Annotated in this window: 23 protein-coding genes and 2 tRNA genes; 14 read left to right on the forward strand and 11 right to left on the reverse strand. The window is 71.4% G+C overall.

Annotated elements, in window-relative coordinates:
- The 3 genes from AB0G02_RS10165 to AB0G02_RS10175 form a co-directional block, all read left to right on the forward strand.
- Positions 1-796, forward strand: a 796-nt coding sequence (locus AB0G02_RS10165; protein WP_360792178.1) for a hypothetical protein, incomplete at its 5' end; no start/stop codon positions are given.
- A gap of 266 nt (positions 797-1,062) precedes the next feature.
- A complete protein-coding gene (locus AB0G02_RS10170; RefSeq protein WP_360792180.1) occupies positions 1,063-3,357 on the forward strand; it encodes an FdhF/YdeP family oxidoreductase in 2,295 nt (764 codons plus the stop codon).
- Positions 3,358-3,491: 134 nt separating this feature from the next.
- Entirely contained in the window at positions 3,492-3,968 is a 477-nt protein-coding gene (locus tag AB0G02_RS10175; protein WP_360792182.1) for a hypothetical protein, read from the forward strand.
- A 51-nt stretch (positions 3,969-4,019) separates the two neighbouring features.
- Here the strand turns inward: AB0G02_RS10175 and AB0G02_RS10180 are convergent, their stop codons facing one another.
- Both AB0G02_RS10180 and AB0G02_RS10185 read right to left on the reverse strand, forming a co-directional pair.
- Positions 4,020-5,540 carry an NAD(P)/FAD-dependent oxidoreductase gene (locus AB0G02_RS10180; protein WP_360792184.1) on the reverse strand — a complete coding sequence of 507 codons (1,521 nt, stop codon included), beginning with the start codon at positions 5,538-5,540 and terminating at the stop codon, positions 4,020-4,022.
- Between the two features lie 114 nt (positions 5,541-5,654).
- Positions 5,655-6,965, reverse strand: coding sequence for an OFA family MFS transporter (locus tag AB0G02_RS10185; RefSeq protein ID WP_360792186.1), 1,311 nt, complete (start codon positions 6,963-6,965; stop codon positions 5,655-5,657).
- Positions 6,966-7,031: 66 nt separating this feature from the next.
- Between AB0G02_RS10185 and fdhD the strand changes: the two genes are divergently transcribed.
- Genes fdhD through AB0G02_RS10200 form a run of 3 tightly spaced genes read left to right on the forward strand, consistent with a single transcriptional unit; the run spans position 7,032 to position 9,942 of the window.
- Positions 7,032-7,856 carry a formate dehydrogenase accessory sulfurtransferase FdhD gene (gene fdhD, locus AB0G02_RS10190; RefSeq protein ID WP_360792188.1) on the forward strand — a complete coding sequence of 275 codons (825 nt, stop codon included), beginning with the start codon at positions 7,032-7,034 and terminating at the stop codon, positions 7,854-7,856.
- Positions 7,853-9,019 carry a CaiB/BaiF CoA-transferase family protein gene (locus AB0G02_RS10195; protein ID WP_360792190.1) on the forward strand — a complete coding sequence of 389 codons (1,167 nt, stop codon included), beginning with the start codon at positions 7,853-7,855 and terminating at the stop codon, positions 9,017-9,019. Before fdhD ends, AB0G02_RS10195 begins: the two co-directional genes overlap by 4 nt.
- A 56-nt stretch (positions 9,020-9,075) precedes the next feature.
- A complete protein-coding gene (locus tag AB0G02_RS10200; protein WP_360792192.1) occupies positions 9,076-9,942 on the forward strand; it encodes an alpha/beta hydrolase-fold protein in 867 nt (288 codons plus the stop codon).
- A gap of 106 nt (positions 9,943-10,048) precedes the next feature.
- Here AB0G02_RS10200 and AB0G02_RS10205 read toward each other — a convergent pair whose 3' ends face one another.
- The 5 genes from AB0G02_RS10205 to tig form a co-directional block, all read right to left on the reverse strand.
- Positions 10,049-10,642 carry an alpha/beta hydrolase gene (locus tag AB0G02_RS10205; RefSeq protein WP_360792194.1) on the reverse strand — a complete coding sequence of 198 codons (594 nt, stop codon included), beginning with the start codon at positions 10,640-10,642 and terminating at the stop codon, positions 10,049-10,051.
- 1 nt (position 10,643) lies between these two features.
- Positions 10,644-11,924 (reverse strand): ATP-dependent Clp protease ATP-binding subunit ClpX, encoded by a 1,281-nt coding sequence (gene clpX / locus AB0G02_RS10210; protein WP_053722864.1) that lies wholly within the window; start codon positions 11,922-11,924, stop codon positions 10,644-10,646.
- Between the two features lie 225 nt (positions 11,925-12,149).
- Positions 12,150-12,776 (reverse strand): ATP-dependent Clp protease proteolytic subunit, encoded by a 627-nt coding sequence (locus AB0G02_RS10215; protein WP_360792197.1) that lies wholly within the window; start codon positions 12,774-12,776, stop codon positions 12,150-12,152.
- A 28-nt stretch (positions 12,777-12,804) separates the two neighbouring features.
- Positions 12,805-13,011: a hypothetical protein gene (locus AB0G02_RS10220; protein ID WP_360792199.1), complete on the reverse strand. Its 207-nt coding sequence runs from the start codon at positions 13,009-13,011 to the stop codon at positions 12,805-12,807.
- A 100-nt stretch (positions 13,012-13,111) separates the two neighbouring features.
- Entirely contained in the window at positions 13,112-14,464 is a 1,353-nt protein-coding gene (tig, locus tag AB0G02_RS10225; RefSeq protein WP_360792201.1) for a trigger factor, read from the reverse strand.
- Between the two features lie 1,202 nt (positions 14,465-15,666).
- Between tig and AB0G02_RS10230 the strand changes: the two genes are divergently transcribed.
- Positions 15,667-16,572, forward strand: a complete 906-nt coding sequence (locus AB0G02_RS10230) for a LysR family transcriptional regulator (protein WP_360792203.1) — start codon at positions 15,667-15,669, stop codon at positions 16,570-16,572.
- 89 nt (positions 16,573-16,661) lie between these two features.
- Positions 16,662-16,913, forward strand: a complete 252-nt coding sequence (locus AB0G02_RS10235; protein ID WP_360792205.1) for a hypothetical protein — start codon at positions 16,662-16,664, stop codon at positions 16,911-16,913.
- Between the two features lie 66 nt (positions 16,914-16,979).
- On the opposite strand, the gene AB0G02_RS10240 is transcribed toward AB0G02_RS10235, so the two are convergent.
- Positions 16,980-17,053, reverse strand: a tRNA-Pro gene (locus AB0G02_RS10240).
- Between the two features lie 61 nt (positions 17,054-17,114).
- Here AB0G02_RS10240 and AB0G02_RS10245 point away from each other — a divergent pair.
- From AB0G02_RS10245 to AB0G02_RS10255, 3 genes are all read left to right on the forward strand, one after another.
- Positions 17,115-17,185, forward strand: a tRNA-Gly gene (locus AB0G02_RS10245).
- A 543-nt stretch (positions 17,186-17,728) separates the two neighbouring features.
- Entirely contained in the window at positions 17,729-17,977 is a 249-nt protein-coding gene (locus tag AB0G02_RS10250) for a PLD nuclease N-terminal domain-containing protein (RefSeq protein WP_360792207.1), read from the forward strand.
- 41 nt (positions 17,978-18,018) lie between these two features.
- Positions 18,019-18,360, forward strand: coding sequence for a VOC family protein (locus AB0G02_RS10255; protein ID WP_360792209.1), 342 nt, complete (start codon positions 18,019-18,021; stop codon positions 18,358-18,360).
- A gap of 64 nt (positions 18,361-18,424) precedes the next feature.
- Here the strand turns inward: AB0G02_RS10255 and AB0G02_RS10260 are convergent, their stop codons facing one another.
- Positions 18,425-19,162 carry a maleylpyruvate isomerase family mycothiol-dependent enzyme gene (locus AB0G02_RS10260; protein WP_360792211.1) on the reverse strand — a complete coding sequence of 246 codons (738 nt, stop codon included), beginning with the start codon at positions 19,160-19,162 and terminating at the stop codon, positions 18,425-18,427.
- Between the two features lie 63 nt (positions 19,163-19,225).
- Between AB0G02_RS10260 and AB0G02_RS10265 the strand changes: the two genes are divergently transcribed.
- Positions 19,226-20,431: a GNAT family N-acetyltransferase gene (locus AB0G02_RS10265; protein WP_360792213.1), complete on the forward strand. Its 1,206-nt coding sequence runs from the start codon at positions 19,226-19,228 to the stop codon at positions 20,429-20,431.
- 62 nt (positions 20,432-20,493) lie between these two features.
- Positions 20,494-21,273, forward strand: a complete 780-nt coding sequence (locus tag AB0G02_RS10270) for a hypothetical protein (RefSeq protein ID WP_360792215.1) — start codon at positions 20,494-20,496, stop codon at positions 21,271-21,273.
- Positions 21,274-21,286: 13 nt separating this feature from the next.
- Here the strand turns inward: AB0G02_RS10270 and AB0G02_RS10275 are convergent, their stop codons facing one another.
- Together AB0G02_RS10275 and AB0G02_RS10280 are read right to left on the reverse strand one after the other, a co-directional pair.
- Positions 21,287-22,090 carry a zinc finger domain-containing protein gene (locus AB0G02_RS10275; protein ID WP_360792217.1) on the reverse strand — a complete coding sequence of 268 codons (804 nt, stop codon included), beginning with the start codon at positions 22,088-22,090 and terminating at the stop codon, positions 21,287-21,289.
- Positions 22,090-22,557 carry a ribose-5-phosphate isomerase gene (locus tag AB0G02_RS10280; protein WP_360792219.1) on the reverse strand — a complete coding sequence of 156 codons (468 nt, stop codon included), beginning with the start codon at positions 22,555-22,557 and terminating at the stop codon, positions 22,090-22,092. Before AB0G02_RS10280 ends, AB0G02_RS10275 begins: the two co-directional genes overlap by 1 nt.
- A gap of 27 nt (positions 22,558-22,584) precedes the next feature.
- On the opposite strand from AB0G02_RS10280, the gene AB0G02_RS10285 reads away from it, so the two are divergent.
- Positions 22,585-23,292, forward strand: coding sequence for a 2-phosphosulfolactate phosphatase (locus tag AB0G02_RS10285; RefSeq protein ID WP_360792221.1), 708 nt, complete (start codon positions 22,585-22,587; stop codon positions 23,290-23,292).
- The last annotated feature ends 94 nt before the right edge of the window (positions 23,293-23,386 follow it).

A 23,386-nucleotide genomic window follows, 5' to 3' on the forward strand; every position in this document is an offset into this window, starting at 1 on the left:
GCCGCGCCGGCCGCGGCGGCGGTTCTGGGGCGGGGTGGCGATCGCGGTGGCGGCGGTGCTGCTGGGCTGGGCGGTGATCGAGTCGGGGTCGGAGGAGCGCACTCCCTCGGCGGTGCGCGCGGTGGACCTGGACGAGCCGTTCGCGGGCACGTCGGCGGCGTCGTGGGCGGACGGCGCGGCGGGAGTGGTGGTGCCGGAGGCGGGCCCGGTGGGCGCGTACTCGGCGGACCAGGTCGCGGGGGCCTACGAACGGGTGCGCGAGGCGGTGGTCGCGGCGCGGTTGGACCGGCGGGTGGTCGAGCAGCACGACCTGGAGCCGTTCTTCCGGTTGTTCGCGCCGGACCTGCGCGAGTCGCTGCGGGTGCTGTTCGACGGCCGCAACGACGGTGAGGCGGCGTTGGTGGTGACGCGGGTGGACGGTGGCGCGCGGCTGGCGGGCGCGGAGCCGAAGGTCCGCGGCGAGATGGCCGCCGAGGTCGGCCCGGACGGCGAGCTGGCGGTGCGGACGGACTACACGTTCGCCTACGCGTTCGCGCCCGAGCGGCCCGACCTGGTGCGCGGGCCGATGGACGTGGTGGCGCTGTCCCGGTTCCAGGTGCGGTACTCGGTGCGCACGGGCGGTCCCGGCGTGGAGGGGTTGTGGGCGGACGCGTCGGTGGGGTCGCTGCACTCGATGGCGTGCTCGGCGGCCAAGCGGGGCTACCTGGCGCCCGCGTTCACCGAACCGTCGCTGCCGCCGGAGCTGGACTTCGACCTCGGCTCCCCGTCGTCGCCGGCCGACGGCTGCCCGGACTGAACGCGCGGCGGGGAGGCTCCGGCCGGGCGAACGGCGGCGGCCACTACCGGTAAGGGCGTCACCCGATCGGACGATTCTCGGTCGGAGTGGCGCCGATCACAATTGACTGTGATCACCGGCTCGTCGCAGGTGAGGCGCTGGATGCACGGGCCGGTCACAACCCCTTGGGGCCCGTGCCAGCGGTCTCGCGCCGACTCTGGCCGGCCGGCGATCGGACAGTCCGCCGGCGCGCTCGCGCGGGGTGCGCCGGCGGCACAATATGGGGTATGGACCGCAACCCGCCCCGGCAGGACATCGACGAGTCACAGCTCGACGTGAGCGAGCCCAAGCGGTGGGCGGCGGGCATCCCCGGCGTCGCGGTGTCGGTCAAGCGCGGCGTCGAGCAGATGGGCGTCGCCCGCACGGCCACCACCCTGCGGCTGCTCAACCAGCGCGAGGGGTTCGACTGCCCCGGCTGCGCGTGGCCGGAGCCGCAGGGGCACCGCAAGCTGGCCGAGTTCTGCGAGAACGGCGCGAAGGCGGTGGCCGAGGAGGCGACCAGGCGGCGCGTCGGGCCGGAGTTCTTCGCCGCGCACCCGATCGCGGAACTGGCCGGGAGGACCGACTACTGGCTGGGGCAGCAGGGCCGGATCACCGAGCCGGTGGTGCTGCGCGAGGGGGCCACGCACTACGAGCCGATCGAGTGGCAGGACGCGTTCTCGTTGATCGCCTCGCACCTCGACGGCCTGGCGAGCCCGGACGAGGCCGTGTTCTACACCTCCGGCCGCACCAGCAACGAGGCCGCGTTCCTGTACCAGCTGCTGGTCCGCTCGTTCGGCACGAACAACCTGCCGGACTGCTCGAACATGTGCCACGAGTCGTCCGGCGCGGCGCTGTCGGAGACCACCGGCATCGGCAAGGGCTCGGTCAGCATCGACGACTTCGGCCGCGCGGACCTGATCGTGGTCGTGGGCCAGAACCCTGGCACGAACCACCCGCGGATGCTGTCGGCGCTGGAGGAGGCCAAGCGCAACGGCGCGCGGATCGTGGCGGTGAACCCGCTGCCCGAGGCGGGGTTGATGCGGTTCAAGAACCCGCAGAACGTCCGCGGGCTGGTGGGCGCGGGCACGAAGCTCGCGGACGAGTTCCTCCAGATCCGGCTGGGCGGCGACCAGGCGCTGTTCCAGGCGGTCGGCAACCTGCTGCTGTCGTGGGACGCGGTGGACACCGGGTTCGTGGAGGGCTTCACGAACGGGTTCGCCGAGTACGCCGACCACGTGCGGCGGCTGGACTGGGAGTCGGTCGACGCGGCGACCGGCCTGCCGCGCGCCCAGGTCGAGCTGCTGGCCCGGATGCTGGCCGACTCGCAGCGCACGATCTTCTGCTGGGCCATGGGGTTGACCCAGCACAAGCACTCGGTGCCGACGATCCGCGAGATCGCGAACGTGGCGCTGCTGCGCGGCATGATCGGCAAGCCCGGCGCGGGCCTGTGCCCGGTGCGCGGCCACTCGAACGTGCAGGGCGACCGGACCATGGGCATCTGGGAGAAGATGCCGGAGAAGTTCCTGTCCGCGCTGGAGTCGGAGTTCGGCATCGACGTGCCGCGCAAGAGCGGGTTCGACACGGTCGCGTCGATCCGGGCCATGCGCGACGGCGCGGCGAAGGTGTTCTTCGCGGTGGGCGGCAACTTCGTCGCGGCCACCCCGGACACGGCCGTCACCGAGGCGGCGATGCGGAAGCTGGACCTGACCGTGCACGTGTCGACGAAGCTGAACCGGTCGCACGTGGTGCACGGCCGCACGGCGCTGATCCTGCCCACGTTGGGCCGCACGGAGAGCGACCTGCAGCACACCGGCGAGCAGTTCGTCACGGTCGAGGACTCGATGTCGGTCGTGCACCGGTCCCGCGGCCGGCTGGAGCCCGCGAGCGACCGGCTGCTGTCGGAGGTCTCGATCGTGTGCCGGTTGGCGCGGGCCGTGCTCGGGCCGGGGCACCCGGTGCCGTGGGAGGACTTCGAGAAGGACTACGACCTGATCCGGGACCGGATCGCGCGGGTCGTGCCCGGCTGCCAGGACTACAACGAGCGGGTGCGCCGGCCGGACGGTTTCGTGCTGCCGCACGCGCCGCGCGACGCCCGCGAGTTCACCGGCACCCGCACCGGCAAGGCGCACTTCTCCGCGAACGACCTGACCGTGCTGCGCGTGCCGCCGGGTCGGCTGCTGCTGCAGACCCTGCGCAGCCACGACCAGTACAACACCACGATCTACGGCCTGGACGACCGCTACCGGGGCGTGAAGGACGGCCGGCGGGTGGTGTTCGTCAGCCCCGAGGACCTGGACGTGCTGGACCTGCTCGACGGGCAGCACGTCGACCTGGTCAGCGAGTGGCCCGACGACCCGACGGGCGTGACCGAGCGGCGGGCCGAGCGGTTCCGGGTGGTGGCCTACCCGACGGCCCGCGGCTGCGCGGCGGCGTACTTCCCGGAGGCGAACTCGCTGGTGCCGCTGGACTCCACGGCCACCGTGTCCGGCACGCCGACGTCCAAGTCGATCGTGGTGCGGCTGGAGCGGCTCGACGACTGAGCCGGGTGGGTTCCCGGCTGCCGCCCACCCGGTCACCCGCCGGTCGACCCGGAACCGGCCGGACGGGGAGCGCAAGCGCTTGCCCCCGGTGCGGCGGTAACGCGGGAGGCCGCCCGCGCGAACCAACGCACGTGATGAGGACCGTGCCCGCCGCCGTCGCCGTGCTCTTGCTCAGCGCGTGCACGAGCACGTCGACCAGCTCCCCGACCAGCGAACCGGCGCCGCCACCGACCGCCACCGAGTCGGCGGGCGTGAACTGCGAGGACGCGCCGGAGGAGGTGGTCGGGGCGGCACTGCGGCTGCGGCTGAACCACCCGCGGCAGACCATCACCGACAACGTCGTCCGCTGCACCTACGACGGCGGCACCACCGAGGTCCGCTTCGAGACCGGCGCGGACGCCGCGTCGTTCGCGGAGGGCCGGGCCGAGCACCCGCGGGCCACCGACCTGCCCGGCTTCCACGACGAGGCCTACCGCACCACGGAGGTCACCGGCGAGGTCGTGCTGACCGCCGTCACCGCCCGCGCGGGCACGGTCGAGATCACGGTGACCTCCGGCGCGACCGCGGACCAGGCCCAGCAGCTCGTCAGCGCCCTCTTCGCCGCCCTCTGAACCACCCCGGGAACCCCGGGAACCCCCGGACCGCGCTGCCCACGCGGACCCTCACCGCTCCAACACGGCCATCGCCGCGTTGTGGCCGCCGATCCCGCTGACCCCGCCGCCGCGCCGGGCCCCCGCACCGCAGACGAACAGGTTCGCCACGTCGGTCTCGACGCCCCACCGGCCGACCTCGTCCTCGTACTCCGCGAACGGCCAGGCCAGCTCGTCGTGGAAGATGTTGCCGCGCGGCAGCCCCAGCTCGGACTCCAGGTCGAGCGGCGTGCGGGCCTCCAGGCACGGCTCACCGCTCGCGTCCCGCGCCAGGCACGACTCGATCGGCTCGACGAGGTGGGCGTCCAACGCGGTCAGGTAGCGGCCGACCAGCCGGTCCCGCAGCCCGGCGTTGTCCGGCTCGAACAACGCGGCCGGCGTGTGCAGGCCGAACAACGTCAACGTGTGCCACCCGCGGCCGACCAGCTCGGGCGCGAGGATCGACGGGTCGGTCAACGTGTGGCAGTACATCTCCGCCGGCAGCACCGACGGCACCCGCCCGGCCGCGCTCTCCCGGTACGCCGCCTCCAGCTGCCCGTACGACTCGTCCAGGTGCAGCGTCCCCGCGAACGCCACCCGCGGGTCCACCCCGCTGCGGAACCGCGGCAGCCGCTCCAGCAGCATGTTGACCTTCACCTGGCAGCCCTCGGCCACCGGCGCGGGCGTCCGACCGCGCAACCTGTCCAACGTGGACGGTGCGACGCCGGACAGGACGAACTTCGCGCCGACCGTGCGGCCGTCGTACTCGACCTCGGCCGCCGTGCCGTCCGCGTCGACCCGCGTGACCTCGGCGCGCGTCACGACCTCCGCGCCGGCCTCGCGCGCCACCCGCAGCAGCTCCGCCGTCACCGCGCCCATGCCGCCCACCGGCACCAGCCACTCCCCCGTGCCGTTGCCGATCACGTGGTAGAGGAAGCACCGGTTGGCCTTCAGGTCGTGCAGCGACGCGTGCGTGCCGATCAACCCGTCCGTCGCGACCACGCCGCGCACCACGTCGTCGGTGAACAGCTCCTCCAGCGCCTCACCGAGCGGCCGTTCCACGACCTGGTCCCACAACCGCGACCGCGCCACCGAGTCGACCCGCAGCCGGGCGTGCTCGCGGGACAGCAGGGGCTCCAGCGCGGTCGGCGCCAACGCCTGGGCCAGCACCTCCAGGTCGTCGTACCACCGGCGCCACCGCGCCCACTCCGCGTCCGACCCGGTCAGCGCCCGGAACGACGCCGCGGTCGCCTCACCGGGGTCGCGCTCCACCAGCAGGTCGCCCGCCGGCGTGTACGACGACGCCGCACGCGACCGCAGCGCCACCCGCAGCCCGAGGTCCGCGACGATCCGGTCGGGCAGCAGGCTCACCAGGTACGAGTACCGCGACAGCCGCGCCGGGACGCCCGCGAACGCCTCCTCGCTCACCGCCGCGCCACCGACGTGGGCGAGCTTCTCCAGCACCAGCACCGCGCGACCGGCGCGCGCCAGGTAAGCGGCCGCCACCAGCGCGTTGTGCCCGCCGCCGACCACCACCACGTCGTAGGTGTCCACCCGGTCGACTCTAACCAGTGAACAACGCCGTCACCTTGCGGATCAGCTCGACCAGGCCGTAGGCCAGCGGCAGGCCGACCCACAGCCAGGCGAACACCACCAGACCGCGTCCCCTCACCGGACCACCCCTTCCACCTCGGGCTCGTGGTACTTCGCCGCGACCGGCCGGACCAGCTCGTTCGCCGCGAACCCGAGCACCAGCAGCGCCATCATGATGAACAGCGACACCGTGTACAGGTCCGGCCCGCTCCTGCCCGCCGCCTTCCCGCCGTCCGCGATCGCGTTGACGATCAGCGGCCCCAGCACGCCGGCCAACGACCACGCGGTCAGCAGCCGACCGTGGATCGCACCGACCTGGTAGGTGCCGAACAGGTCCTTCAGGTAGGCAGGGACGGTGGCGAACCCGCCGCCGTAGAACGACAGGATCAGCATCGCGCAGATCACGAACAGCGGCTTGGACGCGTTGCCCGCCAACGCCAGCACCAGGTAGGTCAGCGCGCCGACGCCCAGGTAGAGCCGGTACACGTTCTTGCGCCCCACCAGGTCCGACGTCGACGACCACGCGATCCGGCCCACCATGTTCGCCAGCGACAGCAGGGCCACGAACCCGGCGGCGGCGCCCGCGGCGACCGGCGTGGACGTCCCGGCGAAGAAGTCCCGGATCATGGGCGAGGCCTTCTCCAGGATCCCGATGCCCGCGGTGACGTTGAAGCACAGCACCACCCACAGCAGCCAGAACTGGGGCGTGCGCAGGGCGTTGCGCGCCGAGACGTTGACCGCCGAACGCACCACCTCCCGCTCCACGACCTGCGCCGGCACCCGCACCAGCAGCACGCCGACCGACATGAACACCGCGTACACGACCCCGTGCACCAGGAACGCCCGCGCGATGCCGCCGCTGTCCCGGCCGAACGACTCCAGCATCTGCGCCGACCACGGCGAGGCGATCAGCGCGCCGCCGCCGAAACCCATGATCGCGATGCCGGTCGCCATGCCCGGCCGGTCCGGGAACCACTTGATCAGCGTGGACACCGGCGAGATGTACCCGATGCCCAACCCGATGCCGCCGACGAACCCGTACCCGAGCACCACCAGCCAGTACTGCTGGGTCCACGCGCCGAGCGCCGAGATCAGGAAGCCGGACGAGAAGCATGTCGCGGACACGAACATCGCCCAGCGCGGGCCGTTGCGCTCGACCAGCGTGCCGCCGAACGCCGCCGACAGGCCGAGCATCACGATGCCGAGCTGGAACGGCAGCGCGCTCTGCGTCCCGGTCAGGTCGAGCGCGCCCTCCAGCGGTGGCTTGAACACGCTCCACGCGTACGCCTGCCCGATCGCCAGGTGCACCGACAGCGCGGCGGGCGGGATCAACCAGCGGTTCCACCCCGGTGGGGCGATCGTGCGAGAGCGGTCCAGGAAACCCACTGCCCGACACCTCCGTAACCTGGTGAGTGGCTTGCGGAAAAACTTAGCCAAGAGAAGGAGTTTCCGATGGGGCGAGTCACCGTGCGTCGCCCAGTGGTCACCTATGCGCGACGAACGTCCAGGAAGAAGGTCGACTCGCTGGCCGCCGAGGAGCCGTTGGAGCTCCGCGTGGGCGGCAAGGCGCTGACCGTCACCATGCGCACGCCGGGCCACGACGTCGAGCTGGCGCACGGGTTCCTGCTCGCGGAAGGCGTGATCGGCGGCCTGGAGGACATCGCCGTGGCCCGGTTCTGCGAGGGCACCGGACCGGACGGCATGAACACCTACAACGTGCTGGACCTGGCGCTGGCCGACGGCGTCGCGCCGCCCGACCCGACCGTGGAGCGCAACTTCTACACGACGTCGTCGTGCGGCGTGTGCGGCAAGGCGGCGTTGGACGCGGTGAAGCTGAAGACCCGCTTCTCCCCCGCCGACGACCCCGCCGAGGTCGACGTGGACGTCCTGTCGGCCCTACCGGACGCGCTCCGGCAGCGGCAGAAGGTGTTCGCGGCCACCGGGGGCCTGCACGCCGCCGGGCTGTTCACCACCACCGGCGAGGCGCTGGTCGTGCGCGAGGACGTGGGCCGGCACAACGCCGTGGACAAGGTGCTGGGCTGGGCCGTGCTGCAGAACCGGGTCCCGCTCGGCGGGACCGTGCTGATGGTGTCCGGGCGGGCGTCGTTCGAGCTGGTGCAGAAGGCCGCGATGGCCGGTGTGCCGGTGCTGGCCGCGGTGTCCGCGCCGTCGTCGCTGGCCGCCGAGCTGGCCGAGGAGCAGGGGGTCACGCTGGTCGGGTTCGTGCGCGGCGACTCGCTCAACGTCTACACGGGCCACCAGCGGGTAGTGGCGTGAGACCGCTGGACGGCGTGCTCGTGGTCAGCCTCGAACAGGCCGTCGCCGTGCCGTACGCCACCCGCCTGCTGGCCGACCTCGGCGCGCGGGTGGTCAAGGTCGAGCGGCCCGACGGCGGCGACTTCGCCCGCCACTACGACACGTCGTGCGGCTCGGTGTCGTCGTACTTCGCCTGGACGAACGTCGGCAAGGAGTCCCTCACCCTCGACCTCAAGCACCCGGCCGGCCGCCGGGTGCTCGACGAGCTCGTCGCCACCGCCGACGTGGTCCTGTGCAACCTCTCGCCCGACGCCGCGCGTCGACTGGGTGTGGACGCGTCCTCACTCCGACAGGTGAAACCCGATCTGGTGATCGGGGAGCTGTCCGGCTACGGCGAACCGGGCCCGTACGCGGCGCGCAAGGCGTTCGACGCCCTCGTGCAGTCCGAGGCGGGCCTGGTCGAGCTCACCGGGGACGGCGAGGTCACCGCCCGCGCCGGCATCTCGGTGGCCGACATCGCCGCGGGCGTGCAGCTCCAGTCCGCCGTCCTGGCCGCCCTCCTGCACCGCTCCCGCACCGGCGAGGGCGCCACGCTGCGCCTGTCGCTGTTCGAGGCCATGGCCGAGTGGATGCACCAGCCGATGCTGTACGCCGCGGGCACCGGGCGGGCCGCACCGCGCACCGGCGCCCACCACCCCAGCATCGCGCCCTACGGCCCGTTCCCGTGCGCCGACGGCACCGTCCACCTGGCCGTGCAGAACGACCCGCAGTGGCGCCGGCTGTGCGGGGTGCTGGGCCGACCGGAGCTGGCCGACGACCCGCGCTTCACCACGGTCAGCTCACGCGTGGACCACCGCACGGTCCTGCACGCCGAGCTGGACTACCGCGCCTGGACCGCCGCCGACCTGCTCGACGCGCTCGACGCGGCCGACGTCCCCGCCGCGCGCACCCGCGGCGTGGCCGAGCTGGCGGACCACCCGCAGCTCGTCGCCCGGGACCGCCGGACCGCGGTGCCGGTGCCGGACGGCGAGGTGACCGCCCTGCGCCCGCCCGTCGACTCCTCCGCGTGGGACTGGGAGCCCGCCGCCGTGCCCGCGCTGGGCGAGCACACCGACCACGTGCTGCACGGGCTCGGCTACTCGGCGGAGCAGGTCGCGGCCCTCCGGGCGCAGTCGGCGGTCTGACGAAACGCACGGCCCACCAGGGACGATGTCCCCAGGGGACGGCTCGGGGGGAAGCGATGGTCAGCAGGCGTGCGGTGCTCACCGCGCTCGGCGGAACCGCGTTGGCGGCGGTGGGCGTCACCGCCGCGTGGCACGGTGACGCGCCGCTCGGTGAGTCGCTGCGGCAGGCGTTGGGCGTGGCCGGTCCGGTGCCCGCGGTGAAGCGGGCCGTCGTCCGGGTCGAACGCGTTTACTCGCGGTACCGGGCACGTGAGGTCGACCTGCTCACCCTCGTGCCGCCGGGCGTGCCCACGCGCGGCCTGCCCATGTCCATCCTGCTGCACGGCCGCTACGGCACGGCCCGCCTGGCGTCGGTGGGCGGGATGGACGAGGTGCTGGCGGCGGCCGTGGGCCGGGGCCAGGTCCCGCCGTTCGGCTTCGTCGCGGTCGACGGCGGCGACAACTACTGGCACGAGAACGTCCCCGGCGACGACCCGATGGCCATGCTGCTCGAAGAGGTGCCCCGCTGGCTGGCCGACCGCGGCTACGGCGGCCCGTTCGCCTGCACGGGGGTGTCGATGGGCGGGTTCGGCGCGCTCCTCTACGCCCGCAGGCGGCACGAGCGCCGTGAGCCGCTCGGCGCCGTCGCGGCCATCGCGCCCGCCCTGATGACCGACTGGGCCGAGATGTCCCAGCGCAACGCGTTCAGCGACCCGGAGCAGTGGGCCTCGCTCGACCCGCTGAAGAACACCGACAAGCTCGGCACCGCCCCCGTCGGCATCTGGGTGGGCGACCACGACAAGTTCATCACCGGCACCCGGCGGTTCATCGCGGTCACCAAGCCGACCGTGGCGTCCATCCTCCCCGGCGGCCACGACGACGGGCTCTACCGCAAGGTCGTGCCCGACGTCATCCGGTTCCTGGGCAAGCGCGTCCCCCGCTGAGCCCTCACCACACCTGCACGCGGCCGTGGTCGCCCGCCCCCGTGCCTACGCAGCCGCACGGCGGGCTACCGGCCTGTTCAGGGTGGTAGCGGGCGCGAGGTGACGGTCAGCGCGGGGTGAGCGGGACCCGCCCGCTGCGCACCCACTTCAGCGCGGCGCCCCACGGCCCGTACCCGGCGTCCACGTTGAGGTGCGCGCCACCCACGATGACGTCCACCTCGACCCGCAGCGCCTCGGCCAGCTCCTTGGCCTTCGGCACCGTGCAGTAGGAGTCGCCCTCGCCCACGACCAGGCGCGTGGACGCCGCCGCCTCCCGCACCGCCGCCGGGTCGAGCGCGGGGTGCAGGAACTCGGAGATCAGCGGCTCGCCGTCGAAGTCCGGCGCGGGCGGCGCGACCAGCAGCACCCGGTCCACCCGCAGCGCCGGGTCGACCGACCCGGCCGCGTGGTGCAGCCACAGCAGCACGGCCAGCGAGTGGGCGACGACCACCCGTTCGACCGAACCGTCCGACGGCATGGCGGCCAGGTGCGACCGCAGCTCCCCCAGCCACGTCGCCAACCGCGGCGCGTCGGGGGAGCTGAACTGGGGCAGGTCGACCGACCCACCGTGGTGGGCCAGTTCGCCTGCCAGCCAGTTCTGCCAGTGCTCGGGCCCGGAACCACCCAGGCCGTGCAGGATCAGCGTGTGCGGGAGGGACAACTCAGGCCGACTTCTCGCGGCGCTCCCGGCGCGAGGGCTGCCGGGCCACGATCGTCGGGTTCACGTTCTCCTTCACGGTCTGCTCCGTGATGACGACCTTGGCGACGTCCGTGCGGCTGGGGATGTCGTACATCACCGGCAGCAGGACTTCCTCCATGATCGCCCGCAGGCCGCGGGCGCCCGTGCCGCGCAGGATCGCCTGGTCCGCGACCGCCTCCATCGCGGTCCGGGTGAACTCCAGCTCCACGCCGTCCATCTCGAACAGCTTCTGGTACTGCTTGACCAGCGCGTTCTTCGGCTCGGTGAGGATGCGGACCAGCGATTCCTTGTCCAGGTTCGTGACGCTCGCGACCATCGGCAACCGGCCGATGAACTCGGGGATCAACCCGAACTTGATCAGGTCCTCGGGCATCGACTCGGCGTAGTAGTCCGCCGCGTCGACCTCGGCCTTCGTGCGCACCTCGGCGCCGAAGCCCAGGCCCCGCTTGCCGACCCGGTCCTGGATGATCTTGTCGAGGCCCGCAAACGCGCCCGCGACGATGAACAGGACGTTCGTCGTGTCGATCTGGATGAACTCCTGGTGCGGGTGCTTGCGGCCGCCCTGCGGGGGCACCGAGGCCGTCGTCCCCTCCAGTATTTTCAGCAGCGCCTGCTGCACGCCTTCACCCGAGACGTCACGCGTGATCGACGGGTTTTCACTCTTTCGAGCGATCTTGTCGACCTCGTCGATGTAGATGATGCCGGTCTCGGCGCGCTTGACGTCGTAGTCCGCCGCCTGGATGAGCTTGAGGAGGATGTTCTCGACGTCCTCACCCACGTAGCCCGCCTCGGTCAGCGCCGTGGCGTCCGCGATGGCGAACGGCACGTTCAGCATCTTCGCGAGCGTCTGGGCGAGGTAGGTCTTGCCGCACCCCGTGGGCCCCAGCATGAGGATGTTCGACTTGGCGAGCTCGACGCCGTCGTCGCGGCCCTCACGCCCGCGGTCACCAGCCTGGATGCGCTTGTAGTGGTTGTAGACCGCCACCGAGAGCGTGCGCTTGGCCTCGTTCTGGCCGATCACGTACTGGTCGAGGAACTCGTGGATCTCGGCGGGCTTGGGCAGCTCGTCGAGCTTGACGTCACCGGCCTCCGCGAGTTCTTCCTCGATGATCTCGTTGCAGAGGTCGATGCACTCATCGCAGATGTAGACACCGGGGCCGGCGATGAGTTTTTTCACCTGCTTCTGGCTCTTGCCGCAGAAAGAGCACTTCAACAGGTCGCCGCCGTCACCGATACGTGCCATGACCGCTGACCTCTGTCCCCTCCGGCGCACGACCTGGTGAGGTGCGCCTGACTGCTGATGTGGCGAGTGCCCGCTGGATGCGGGGTCCGCCCGTTCCCCTCGACGGTACCTGTCCGACCCGCATGTGCGGGAGGACCAGCGTGCCCCCGACACCCCGAACTGAGCAGGACCCCTGGTCAGTTCGGCGTGTCGGACGCCACGCCGGGACTGCTCCCGCCATGCGGACTACTTGGCCGAGAGCTTCCGGTACGGCAGGACGGTGTCGACGATGCCGTAGTCCTTCGCCTCGGGGGCGGTGAGGATCTTGTCGCGCTCGATGTCCGCGCGCACCTGCTCGGCCGAGCGGCTGGTGTGCTTGGCGAGCGTGCTCTCCAGGAGCCTGCGCACCCGCTGGATCTCGTTGGACTGGATCTCCAGGTCGGAGACCTGCCCGTAGACGCCCTCGGTGGCCGGCTGGTGGATCAGGACCCGGGCGTTGGGCAGCGCGTGCCGCTTGCCGGGGGTGCCCGCCGCGAGCAGGACCGCAGCCGCCGAGGCCGCCTGGCCCAGGCAGTAGGTCTGGATGTCCGGGCGGACGAACTGCATGGTGTCGTAGATGGCCATCAGCGAGGTGAACGAGCCACCCGGCGAGTTGATGTACATCAGGATGTCGCGGTCGGGGTCCTCCGACTCGAGCACGAGCAGCTGGGCCATCACGTCGTTGGCCGACGCGTCGTCCACCTGCACGCCGAGGAAGATGATGCGCTCCTCGAACAGCTTGTTGTAGGGGTTGGACTCCTTGATCCCGTAGCTGGTGCGCTCGACGAACGACGGGAGCACGTACCGGGACTGCGGCGCGTGGAACTTGCTCACTTCTGGTCTCCTGGTGCTCTGCTCGCGGTCAGTTGGTCGTCGTTTGGCCGGCGCGGGTGACCACCCCGGCCGCGGAGCCGTGCTGCGGGGCTCCGTGGCTGGTGGTCCGAGTGACGATGCCCCCTCCGACCCGCGACCGCGGCACGGCGAGCCGCTCGCAGACCGAGTCGTCGAGGTTCATTCCCGTGACCGCCCGCAGGTCGGGCGTCGGCGTCGGGAAGGAGTGCTGCGTCAAGTCTGCCTGCCTAACTTTACCGAAAAGAGTCTCGTAGCAACGACCTTAACGAAGGCGGGCGGCGTCGACGTCCCGACACCGCCCGCGTTCGCTCAGGGCTTCACTCCGCGTTGGCGGGTTCCTCAGTGGACCGCACCTCGCCGAAGAGCTCGTCCAGGTCGAGCGCGTTGCCGGCGGAGTCGGTCACCGCGGCCTGGCGCACGACCGAGGCCAGCGCCTTGCCCCGCCGCACGTCGGCGAAGATCGCACCCAACTGGCCGGACTGCTGCGCCCGCTTGACGTACTCGTCCGGGCTGATGCCGAACCGCTGGGCCTGGTAGATGATCCGCTCGGTCAGCTCGGCGTCGGTCACGTTGAGCTGCTCGGCGTCAGCGATGGCGTCCAGCACGAGCTGGGTCTTGACCGCCTGCTCGGAGGCCTCGCGGACCTCGGTGTCGAACTGCTCGCGGGTCTGGCCCTGCTCGGCCAGCCACTCCGCGAAGCGCGCCTCGTCGTGGTCGAGGGCGTGGATGGCGTCGTGCGCCCGCGCCTCGATCTCGCCCTGGACGACGGCCTCGGGCAGCGGCACGTCGACGCTGGCCAGCAGCGCCTCCAGCACCTTGTCCCGGGCCTCGACGCCCTGCTGCATCTTCTTCACGCGGCCCAGGCGGGTGCGCAGGTCGGCCTTGAGCTCGTCCAGCGTGTCGAACTCGCTGGCCAGCTGGGCGAACTCGTCGTCCAGCTCGGGCAGCTGGCGCTCCTTGACCGAGTTCAGCACCACGGTGACCTCGGCGTCGCGGCCGGCGTGGTCACCGGCCACCAGGGTGGTGGTGAAGTTCCTCGACTCGCCCTCGGAGGCGCCGATCAGGGCGTCGTCGATGCCCTCGACGAGCTGGCCGGAGCCGATCTCGTAGGACAGGCCGGCGGTCTTGGCCTCCTCGACCTCCTCGCCGTCCACGGTGGCCGACAGGTCGACCACGACGAAGTCGCCGTTCTCGGCCGGGCGCTTGACGCCGGTCAGGGTCGCGAAGCGGGCGCGCAGCTCGTCGAGCTGGGTGTCCACGTCTTCGTCGGTGACCTCCTGGTCCTCGACGCTGACGCTCAGCTCACCGAAGGCGGGGACGGTGATCTCGGGGCGGACGTCGACCTCGGCGGTGAACGCCAGGGACTCGCCGTCCTCGATCTTGGTCACCTCGAAGTCGGGGCGGCCCAGGGTGCGCAGCTCACCGGAGCTGACGGCCTCCAGGTACTTGGCCGGGATGGCCTCCTGGACGACCTCGTCCAGCACGGGCGCGCGGCCGATGCGGCTCTCCAGCACGCGGGCGGGGGCCTTGCCGGGGCGGAAGCCGGGGATGCGGACCTGCTTGGCCAGCTTGCGGTACGCGCGGTCGAAGTCCGACTTGAGCTCGTCGAACGGCACCTCGACGTTGATCCGGACCCGCGTCGGGCTCAGGTGCTCGACGGTGCTCTTCAACGTGGTCTCCTCGTAACGGGCAGGACGTGCGGAACACCCCGTGAACGCGTCTGCGCGCGCCGGGATTCCGTTCGAGTCTAGGCGGTCGCCGGAGGCGGGGCCGCTAGCACCCCGGGTCCGAGGGCCGCAACCGGGCGTGACGGGGCGTCTGCGGAGTGCGCCGCGGGCGTGGCGCGCATTCCCGCGCCCAATACCGCGTGGCCGGGAATGCCTTTGCACCGGGGTCCGGGAATTCGCTCCGGTGGGCGAATTCCACCTGTTCGGGTGGGTTTCCGGCGGGGTCTCCCGGGCGACCGGGGAGCCGGCAGTCGAGGCGGTCCGGGGAGGGCCCGGGAGGCACCTCCCGGACGCGGCGGAAATCACAACAGTGGTTCTTAACTTGGCTTCGGATCTCCGCGCCGCCCGCCGACCCGCGGGCCCGCGAGCCGGCCCGCGCAACGTCCGACCAACGGAGCAGCAGACCGCATTTTCGCGGCTTCGCCAGAGGCGGTTCGGGTGCACCTATGCGTCCCAACGGCGGATCGACAGGGCATTTCGTTAGGCCATTCGAGTGGCAATGGGAGCCGACGGACTGGCGGAGCGCGTCAGCACCGAGCAAGGTCACCACCGGGGGGTGTAACACGGATGTCGTAGAGCCGACTAACAGTCGGCAACCATCAGCCAGGGGAGGTTCGTCAGAAAGAGTGAATTGAGGCCGTTTGGAGTAGTGCTCGGCAGAAAACTTTCACTTGTCGAGATGACTCCAACCGCCGTAGTCCATTAGTGTGGGTTTCAGGTAGCGTGACGCCCGGATCCGCATGTTGGACCAGGAATAATTGACGTTGCCGGACGTTCTGGGGGGTCAGCAGCGGACGCAACCGGCAACCGGGACCGACAGGAACGAGCGAGACAATGTCATCGAGCTCTTTAACCACCTACCAGACAAGGTGCCGATGACCCGATGAGATCCATTCCGCCGCTGCCGAACACTAACCCAGGACAACCACTGGGCGCCGGCGGTGACTTCGGGGTCCGACGGGTCCCGGGCGCACCGACCGGCCACCGCTTGCCACCCCTGGCGGTAGCGCGGCGATGTTGATCGACCTCGGGCCGCGCACCAGCAGAAGCGCAGCTCGGGTCACTGCCGCCACGCACAAGAGATCACGATGCCGTCCCGCACCGACCACATCGTGGACCACTTACACGCACCGTTGGGGAGCTCCATGGAGACACGTCAGCTTTTGGCGTTCACAACTGTGGTTCAAACGGGCAGTTTCACCAAGGCAGCCGCCACGCTGAATTGCTCACAACCCACTATCACCACCCGGATCAAGGCTCTTGAGGAAACCCTCGGGGTGCCATTGTTCCGCCGACTTCCACGCGGTATCCAGATGACTTCCGCGGGCGTCGAACTCCTACCGTTCGCACGCAACATCATCACCCTCACCGACAAGGCAAGAAAAGCGATCACGATGAATGGCGAGCCTCACGGCAAGCTCGTCATCGGCAGCGCACAGAGTCTGACCGACTACCGTCTGTTACCACTGATCGAGTACATGTGCTGGCGGTACCCGAGCGTCCAGATCTCACTCCACTCGCGCAACACCCAGGCCAACCTGACCTCGGTGCGTGAGGGGCGGCTGGACTGCACCTTCTTCATCGGCTCCGTGGAGCCCCGCGAGGGGCTGGAGACGACGGTGCTGTGCCCGGAGCCGTTGGTCATGGTCGCCGGTCCGACCCACGCCCTGACCAGGCGTTCGGTGATCACCGAGGACGAGCTGCGCGGCAGCACGCTCATCCGGGCCGAGAACGGCGCAAGCTACTACGAGCAGTTCGAGCAGGCGCTGGGCCTGCAGGACGCCGAGTCGAAGTCGCCCGTGCTGGCGCTCGACTCGATCGACGCCGCCAAGCGGGCGGTCGCCTCGGGTCTGGGGATCTCGCTTGTCCCCGAGGTGACGGTCGCGACGGAGCTGGCCGACGGCAGGCTGCGTCGGCTGCCCTGGGTCCCGCCGTTCCGGGTGTACACCCAGTTCGCGTGGCGCCAGGACAACTCCACCAACCCGTCCGTGACGGCACTCGTGTCGGCGGCGGCGCAGGTGGTCAGCGAGCAGGTGGCGACTCCGGCATGACACTGGGGAGCCGTTCTTGAGCACCCGGGCGCGGGGGTGGGCAAGAACGGCCCGCGTTTCGCGGGACGAGTGCCGGGTAGGTCGGTGCCATGACCGTCAAGGCGAGTGATCTGCGCGAGCTGCTGACCTCGGACCTGCCCGACCCCAACCTGGTCCTGGTCGAGGGCAGGCTGGAGGTGGTCCAGGTGGACGACCTCGACACCGACCCCTTCCGCGGGGCCATGCTGCTGGTGTCCAGGGCCGAGCTGCTGTCGAGGGGCGTCGACGAGAACTCGTCGGACGACGAGCTGGAACGCCAAGCGGCCGCGGTCTCCACCGCCGTCAACGAACTGGGCGGCTGAACCCCGCTCGGGCTTCGGCTCGGCGGGAAGGGCCCTGACCAACCACCAGGCTGGCCAGGGCGACCGTCGGGGCGACAGGATTTGAACCTGCGACCCCCCGCTCCCAAAGCGGGTGCGCTACCAAACTGCGCCACGCCCCGGTCCACCTCAGCCTATCGCGACCAGCTAAGCTACCGACGCGCCCACCCCGGTAGGCGCGATGCGGGTGTAGCTCAATGGTAGAGCCCCAGCCTTCCAAGCTGGTCATGCGGGTTCGATTCCCGTCACCCGCTCTTCCTTAAAACTCCTGGTAGACCTCTTGCGGACCGTCCACTGTGGGCGGTCCTTCTGTGTTTGCCGGTCTCGTCGCCGCCGGCGGACGTGGTGAGGGCCGATCGCGGAGGGGACTGGTCGGGGGACGGTCGTGGCGGGTGAGGTTGGGCCGGTTGGGTGGCGGAGTGCGGGGCGGCAGGGGCTCCACAGTGGACGGTGGGTGGGATGTGGGGTGGTGAGGTGGGACCGGTGGGATTGGGGGGTGTTCGCTTCACACTGATGGGTGTGGGGTTGGGTTGGCGGGATTGATGGGTGCGGCTTTAGGCTCTTTTCGATTGCCTTGTTGTCGTCCCCTGACACGTGCGAAGGCAGTCGTTGTGGGTCGCCGGGTGAATGTGCTGGGCTGGCTGGTTCACCCGGCGACTCACGTGAAGCGATAGCGCCGGCCGAGAAGAGGGTCGGGTGGTGCAGGGGGCGGGTGGTTGCGGGCTTGGTGGTGGTTGCTCACCTGTCCGGGTGGTTCGGTGGGCCGATTGGCAACAGCCTCGCTAGCTTGATCCCCCATGGTCGCCTTGGTCGTTCAGGAGTCGCACGACACCGCTGGCGTCGTCGCCTTGATCCTGCTGTCCCTCGTCGCGTTGGCGCTGGTCGTGCTGTGGATCGCGGCCGCGGTGTCGGTGTTGCGCGACGAGCGGTTGACCGGTGGTGGGAAGTTGTTGTGGATTGCGGTGATCCTGGCGTACCCGTTCCTCGGCAGCCTGGGGTGGTTCCTGTTCGGCAAGAACGCCCAACTGACGAGAACTGTTGTCTGACCATTTCCGGTCGGGGGTCGTGGTGAGCCATGATGGCGGCCATGCGCCTGGGTCAGATCGTGGTGGACTGCCTCGAACCCTCCCGACTCGTGCGGTTCTGGGCGGGGTTGCTCGGTGGTTCCCCGGTGGATCGGGAGCACGGGTGGGCGCACGTCGAACCTCCCGGTTGGCCGCGCATTTCCTTCCAACCCGTGCCCGAGGCGAAGTCGGCCAAGAATCGGCTCCACCTCGACATCGACGTCCCCGACATCGCGCAGGCGACGGCCGAGGCCGTGGCGCTGGGGGCCACGCCGCGGGGTGACGTGCAGACCGACGAGCAGGGCAGCTTCCAGGTCCTCCTCGACCTCGAGGGCAACGAGTTCTGCTTCGTCGCCCCGCGCTAGGGCGTCGCCGCGCGTCACCGACGCGGACCGGTCACGCGCACAGTGCTCACCGAACGCCCGGGGATCAGCCCGTCGCGGCGGCAACGGCGGCACGCAGCGCGCGCACCACCCCGACGTCACCCTCCACCGACACGTGCTCCTCCCCCGCACGACCCCACAGCCACAGGTCCACCGCGGACGCCGTGCCGCTGACCACGGCCGCCGGGTCGACGCCGGGGCAGTAGTCGACGACCCCCTCGTGCAGCGCCACGGTCCACTCACGGCCCGGCACGCGCAGCGCCACCGCACGCCCCGACGTGTGGACGCCCGGCGGTTGGTGGCAGCCCAGCCACAGCCGCAGCACCTCGTCGACGCCGTCGGCCGCCAGGTCGGGGTCCAACGGGTCCACCGCGCCGTGGGCGGCCTGCGCGTCGACCCGGTGCACGGCCGTCTCGTGCGCCATGCGCCGCACCCAGAACCCGAGCGTGCCGTCCCACGGGCACCACGTCGGCGCGGGTGAGTCGGCCCGCGCGGGATCCAGCACGTCGACCAGAGACGCCGCTCCAGCCCGGTACCACCCGATCAGGTCGTCGTCGGGTGTGCACGTCCACTCCGCCGGCCGCACGCCGCGGGCGATCCACTGCGGCACCAAGCGGTGGATGGAGCCGATGTGCTCCAGCAGGTCCCCGACCGTCATCCCGGGGCAGGCGGGCACGGCCCGGTCCGGCGGGGAGAGGTCGGCTGCGACCGCCAACGCCTCCGCCTCGACGCGGAGCGCGGTCGCCAACGAGTGCGCGTCCATCCCCGCAGCATCGCTGATCACCGCACCCCAGGGCGACCCCCGAATTCGATCGCGCACGACGGCCGACCGGCGTATGAACGGGTAATGGCGCTCACACTCCGCACGCTCACCGCCGACGGACTCGCGGAGTTCCAGCGGGTCCTCGACTCCTCCTTCCTGCACGACAGCACGGACGACGAGCTCGAACGCTGGCGCGGCCTCTTCGAGCCGGAACGCCACCACGCCGTGTTCGACGGTGACGAGCTGATCGGCGGGGGCGGCATCCAGAGCCGCGACATCACGGTGCCCGGCGCCGGGCCGCAGCCGGTCGCGGCGGTCACGTCGGTGGGCGTGAAACCGGGTCACCGCCGCCGGGGCGTGATGACGCGCGTGATGCGGGCGCAGTTGGACAGCCTGCACGAGGGCCGGGAAGCGATCGCCGCGCTGTGGGCGTCCGAGGCGGCGATCTACCCGCGGTTCGGGTACGGGCTCGCGGCGGAGTTCTCCCGGTTGTCCGTGCCGCGCGGCGCGGCGTTCCGGCGCGGGGTGTCGACCGGCGGTGAACGGGTGCGCGAGGTGTCGCGGGACGAGGCCATGCCGGTCGCCAAGGCCGTGTACGAGGACGTCCGCCCAGGCCGCACGGGGTGGCTGAGCAGGACGGACGCGGCCTGGGACTACCACTTCGCCGACACCGAGCGCGACCGCGGCGGGCTGAGCGCGTACCGGTACGCGCTGCACCCGCAGGGCTACGCGGTCTACCGGGTCAAGAACGACTGGCAGGACCGCGGACCGCGCGGCGAGCTGCACGTGCGGGAGCTCGTCGCGCGCACCGACGAGGCGTTCGCGGCGCTCTACCGCTACCTGCTGGACGTCGACCTGGTCGGTGAGCTGAAGTTCTTCACCGCCTCCGACGACCCGGTGGTGCACCTGCTGGAGGACTCGCGGCTGGCGCTGCGCAGCCGGAGCGACTCGCTGTGGGTGCGGGTCGTGGACGTCGACCGCGCGCTCGCCCAGCGCCGCTACCAGTCCGACGTGGACGCGGTGCTGGAGGTGTCCGACGAGTTCTGCCCGTGGAACGCGGGTCGGTGGCGGTTCACCGTGAAGGACGGCGCGGCGACCGTGCAGCGGGTGGACGACGACCCGGACGTGGTGCTGGACGTGCAGGCGCTGGGCGCGGCGTACCTCGGTGGGACCAGGCTGGTCTCACTCGCTCGAGCCCAGCACGTGCAGGAGGTCACACCGGGTGTGCTGAACGCCTTGTCACACGCCTTTTTGGGTGATCGGGAGCCCCACTGCCCGGAGGTGTTCTGACCGTTTCGGGAACCTCCGCCCGGCGTGCGGCGTTTTCCGGGCATCAAGCACCGGGAGGGTCGATGACCACCACGATCGTGTTGCTCGTGCTGTTGGTCCTGGTGGGAGCGGTCTGGTACTCGGCCCGCTCCGCCGCCGACAAGCGTCGCCGGGAGCTGGAGGACGCGCAGGCCGAGGCACGGCGCTGGGTGGAGCGGTTGGGCGGCCAGGTGATGAACCTGACCGGCACGGACGTCGCTTCGCAGCAGGCGATGGCCGACGCGTCCGAGCGGTTCACGGCGGCCGGGTCGCAGATGGAGCAGGCGCGCACGGTGGAGCAGTGCCGGCTGGTCACGCAGACCGCGATGGAGGGCCTGTACTACGTGCGGGCCGCGCGGGTCGCGATGGACCTCGACCCCGGTCCCGAGCTGCCGGACCTCACCGGGCAGGGCCGCGCGGGCAAGGTGTCGGAGGAGCGCGACGTCACGGTGGAGGGCCACCGGTACACCGCTTCGCCCCGGCCGGGTTCGCACACGCCGCACTACTACCCCGGTGGCGTGGTGGCGGGCCGTCCGGTGCCGCAGGGCTGGTACTCGGAGCCGTGGTGGAAGCCCGCGCTGGTGGCGGGCGCGTGGGGCTTCGGCTCGATGCTGCTGTTCAGCGCGATGTTCTCGGGCATGGTCGGCGTGCCGGCGGCCGTGGCTGCCGAGGACCCCGGCATGGACGACGGTGGCGATGGCGGCGACGGTGGTGACGGCGGCGACGGCGGTGGTGGTGACGCGGGCGGTGACGCCGGTGGTGACTACGGCGGCGATTACGGCGGTGACTTCGGTGGTGGCGACTTCGGCGGGTTCGACATCTGACCGACCGGCCTGATCAGGCGGGTTGGCAGGTGGGGCACCAGTAGAGGTTGCGGCCGGCCAGTTCGGCGGCGGCGACGGGCGTGCCGCAGACCAGGCACGGTTGACCGGTGCGGCGGTAGACGTAGACCTCGCCGCCGTGCCGGTCCTGGCGCGGGGCCCGGCCGGTGACCTCGGGCAGGTGCTCGGGCCGCACGGTGTCGATGCGGCCGACCTTCACGCCCGCGCGCATGAGCACGGTCAGGTCGAGCCACAGGTCGTCCCACAACGCCCGGTCGATGCGGTGGCCGGGCACGTACGGGTGAATTCCGTGCCGGAACAGCACTTCGGCGCGGTAGACGTTGCCGACGCCGGCGAGCACGGTCTGGTCCATCAGCAGCACGGCGACGGACTGGCGGGAACGGGCGATGCGCGCGTAGGCGAGGTCGGGTTTCGCGTCACGGCGCAACGGGTCCGGACCGAGGCGGGCGTGCAGGGCGGCGACCTCGACGTCGGTCAGGACCTCGCACCTGGTCGGGCCGCGCAGGTCCGTCCAGTGGGTCGGGCCGACCAGCCGCATCCGCACCGCGCCGACCGGTTGCGTCACCGGATGGGGTGATTCGGTGAACGTCCCGTACAGGCCCAGGTGGACGTGCACGGTCGCGTCCGGCCCGTAGACGTGGAACAGGTGCTTGCCGTGCGCCTCGGCGCGTTCGAGCAGCCGACCGTCCACGAGGGACGCGGGGAACCTGCCCTGCGGGCTCGACACCCGGACCGTCGAGCCCGCGTAACGGCGCTGGTGCAGCTTCGCGAGGCGGTGGAGCGTGTGGCCTTCGGGCATCAGGGCAGGGCCGGCGCCTCGCCGGTGCGCTCGTACTCACCGAGGATGGCGATGCGGCGGGCGTGCCGCTCCTCACCGGAGAACGAGGTCGCGAGGAACGCGTCGACGATCGCGAACGCCTCCTCGGTGCTGTGCATCCGGCCGCCGATGCCGATGAGCTGGGCGTCGTTGTGCTCGCGGGCGAGCTTCGCCGTCTCCACGCTGTAGGCCAGGGCGGCACGGGCGCCGGGCACCTTGTTCGCGGCGATCTGCTCGCCGTTGCCGGAGCCGCCGATGACGACGCCCAGGCTGCCCTCGTCCGCGACCACGCGGCGGGCGGCCTCGATGCAGAACGGCGGGTAGTCGTCCTCCGCGTCGTACACCGCCGGACCGACGTCGACCACCTCGTGGCCCGCGTCGGTCAGGTGCTTGACGAGGTGGGTCTTCAACTCGAAGCCCGCGTGGTCCGATCCCAGGTAAACGCGCACGTCAGCAAGTCTGCCATCCTTGGCCGGGTGTTCGGACAAGAGGGTTCCCGGCTGCGGTTGGAGTGGGGTCCGGAAGGGGTGGCCGCGCTCGGGGAGCAGTGCGCGGTGCTCGTGGTCGTGGACGTGCTGTCGTTCTCGACGGCGGTGGACGTCGTCGTGGGGCGCGGTGGCGCGGTCCGCCCGGTGCGGTGGGTAGACCGGGCGTCGGCGGCGCCGCCCGCGGACCCGTCGTGGACGTTGCGGCCGTCGTCGTTGGTGTCGGTGCCGCCGGGGACGGTGCTGGACCTGCCGTCCGCGAACGGTGCGACGTTGTGCGACCTGGCCGCCTCGACGGGGGCGGTCGTGCTGGCCGGGTGCCTGCGCAACGCGCGTGCGGTGGCGGGGGCGGCGCGGGTGCTGGCGGACGGCGGGCCGATCGGCGTCGTCCCGGGCGGTGAGCGGTGGGGCGTGGACCTCGCGGAGGCGGCCGACGCCGGGCCGTTGCGGCCGGCCGTGGAGGACTGGCTGGGCGCGGGCGCGGTGGTGGCGTCGCTGCTCGGGTACGGCTCGGCGTCGGTGGAGGCGGCGATGGCGGCGGAGGCGTTCGCGTGGGCGTCGGTGGAGGACGCGCTGGCCGGCTGCGTGTCCGGCCGGGAGCTGATCGCCGCGGGGCACGCGGGTGACGTGGCGCTGGCCTCCCAGGTGAACGTGAGCACCGCCGTGCCCCGCCTGGTCGACGGCGTCCTGCGCGCCTGACCCCGCGCGTGTCCTACCTCCAGAACGCCCGTGTCCTACGTTCAGAACGCGCGTGTCCTACGCCCAGGTACCCCGAGTTGTAAGGGCAGGAGCC

It is taken from the genome of Actinosynnema sp. NPDC023658, assembly GCF_040639995.1.
Lineage (GTDB): Bacteria > Actinomycetota > Actinomycetes > Mycobacteriales > Pseudonocardiaceae > Actinosynnema.

What these genes read in the sequence shown, in the direction of transcription:
- clpX (WP_053722864.1), bottom strand. Translation starts at nt 11,924, where the DNA reads ATGGCACGTATCGGTGACGGCGGCGACCTGTTGAAGTGCTCTTTCTGC.
- AB0G02_RS10175 (WP_360792182.1), top strand. Translation starts at nt 3,492, where the DNA reads ATGAGGACCGTGCCCGCCGCCGTCGCCGTGCTCTTGCTCAGCGCGTGC.
- AB0G02_RS10230 (WP_360792203.1), top strand. Translation starts at nt 15,667, where the DNA reads ATGGAGACACGTCAGCTTTTGGCGTTCACAACTGTGGTTCAAACGGGC.
- fdhD (WP_360792188.1), top strand. Translation starts at nt 7,032, where the DNA reads ATGGGGCGAGTCACCGTGCGTCGCCCAGTGGTCACCTATGCGCGACGA.
- AB0G02_RS10170 (WP_360792180.1), top strand. Translation starts at nt 1,063, where the DNA reads ATGGACCGCAACCCGCCCCGGCAGGACATCGACGAGTCACAGCTCGAC.
- AB0G02_RS10270 (WP_360792215.1), top strand. Translation starts at nt 20,494, where the DNA reads ATGACCACCACGATCGTGTTGCTCGTGCTGTTGGTCCTGGTGGGAGCG.
- AB0G02_RS10235 (WP_360792205.1), top strand. Translation starts at nt 16,662, where the DNA reads ATGACCGTCAAGGCGAGTGATCTGCGCGAGCTGCTGACCTCGGACCTG.
- AB0G02_RS10275 (WP_360792217.1), bottom strand. Translation starts at nt 22,090, where the DNA reads ATGCCCGAAGGCCACACGCTCCACCGCCTCGCGAAGCTGCACCAGCGC.
- AB0G02_RS10265 (WP_360792213.1), top strand. Translation starts at nt 19,226, where the DNA reads ATGGCGCTCACACTCCGCACGCTCACCGCCGACGGACTCGCGGAGTTC.
- AB0G02_RS10255 (WP_360792209.1), top strand. Translation starts at nt 18,019, where the DNA reads ATGCGCCTGGGTCAGATCGTGGTGGACTGCCTCGAACCCTCCCGACTC.
- AB0G02_RS10200 (WP_360792192.1), top strand. Translation starts at nt 9,076, where the DNA reads ATGGTCAGCAGGCGTGCGGTGCTCACCGCGCTCGGCGGAACCGCGTTG.
- AB0G02_RS10250 (WP_360792207.1), top strand. Translation starts at nt 17,729, where the DNA reads ATGGTCGCCTTGGTCGTTCAGGAGTCGCACGACACCGCTGGCGTCGTC.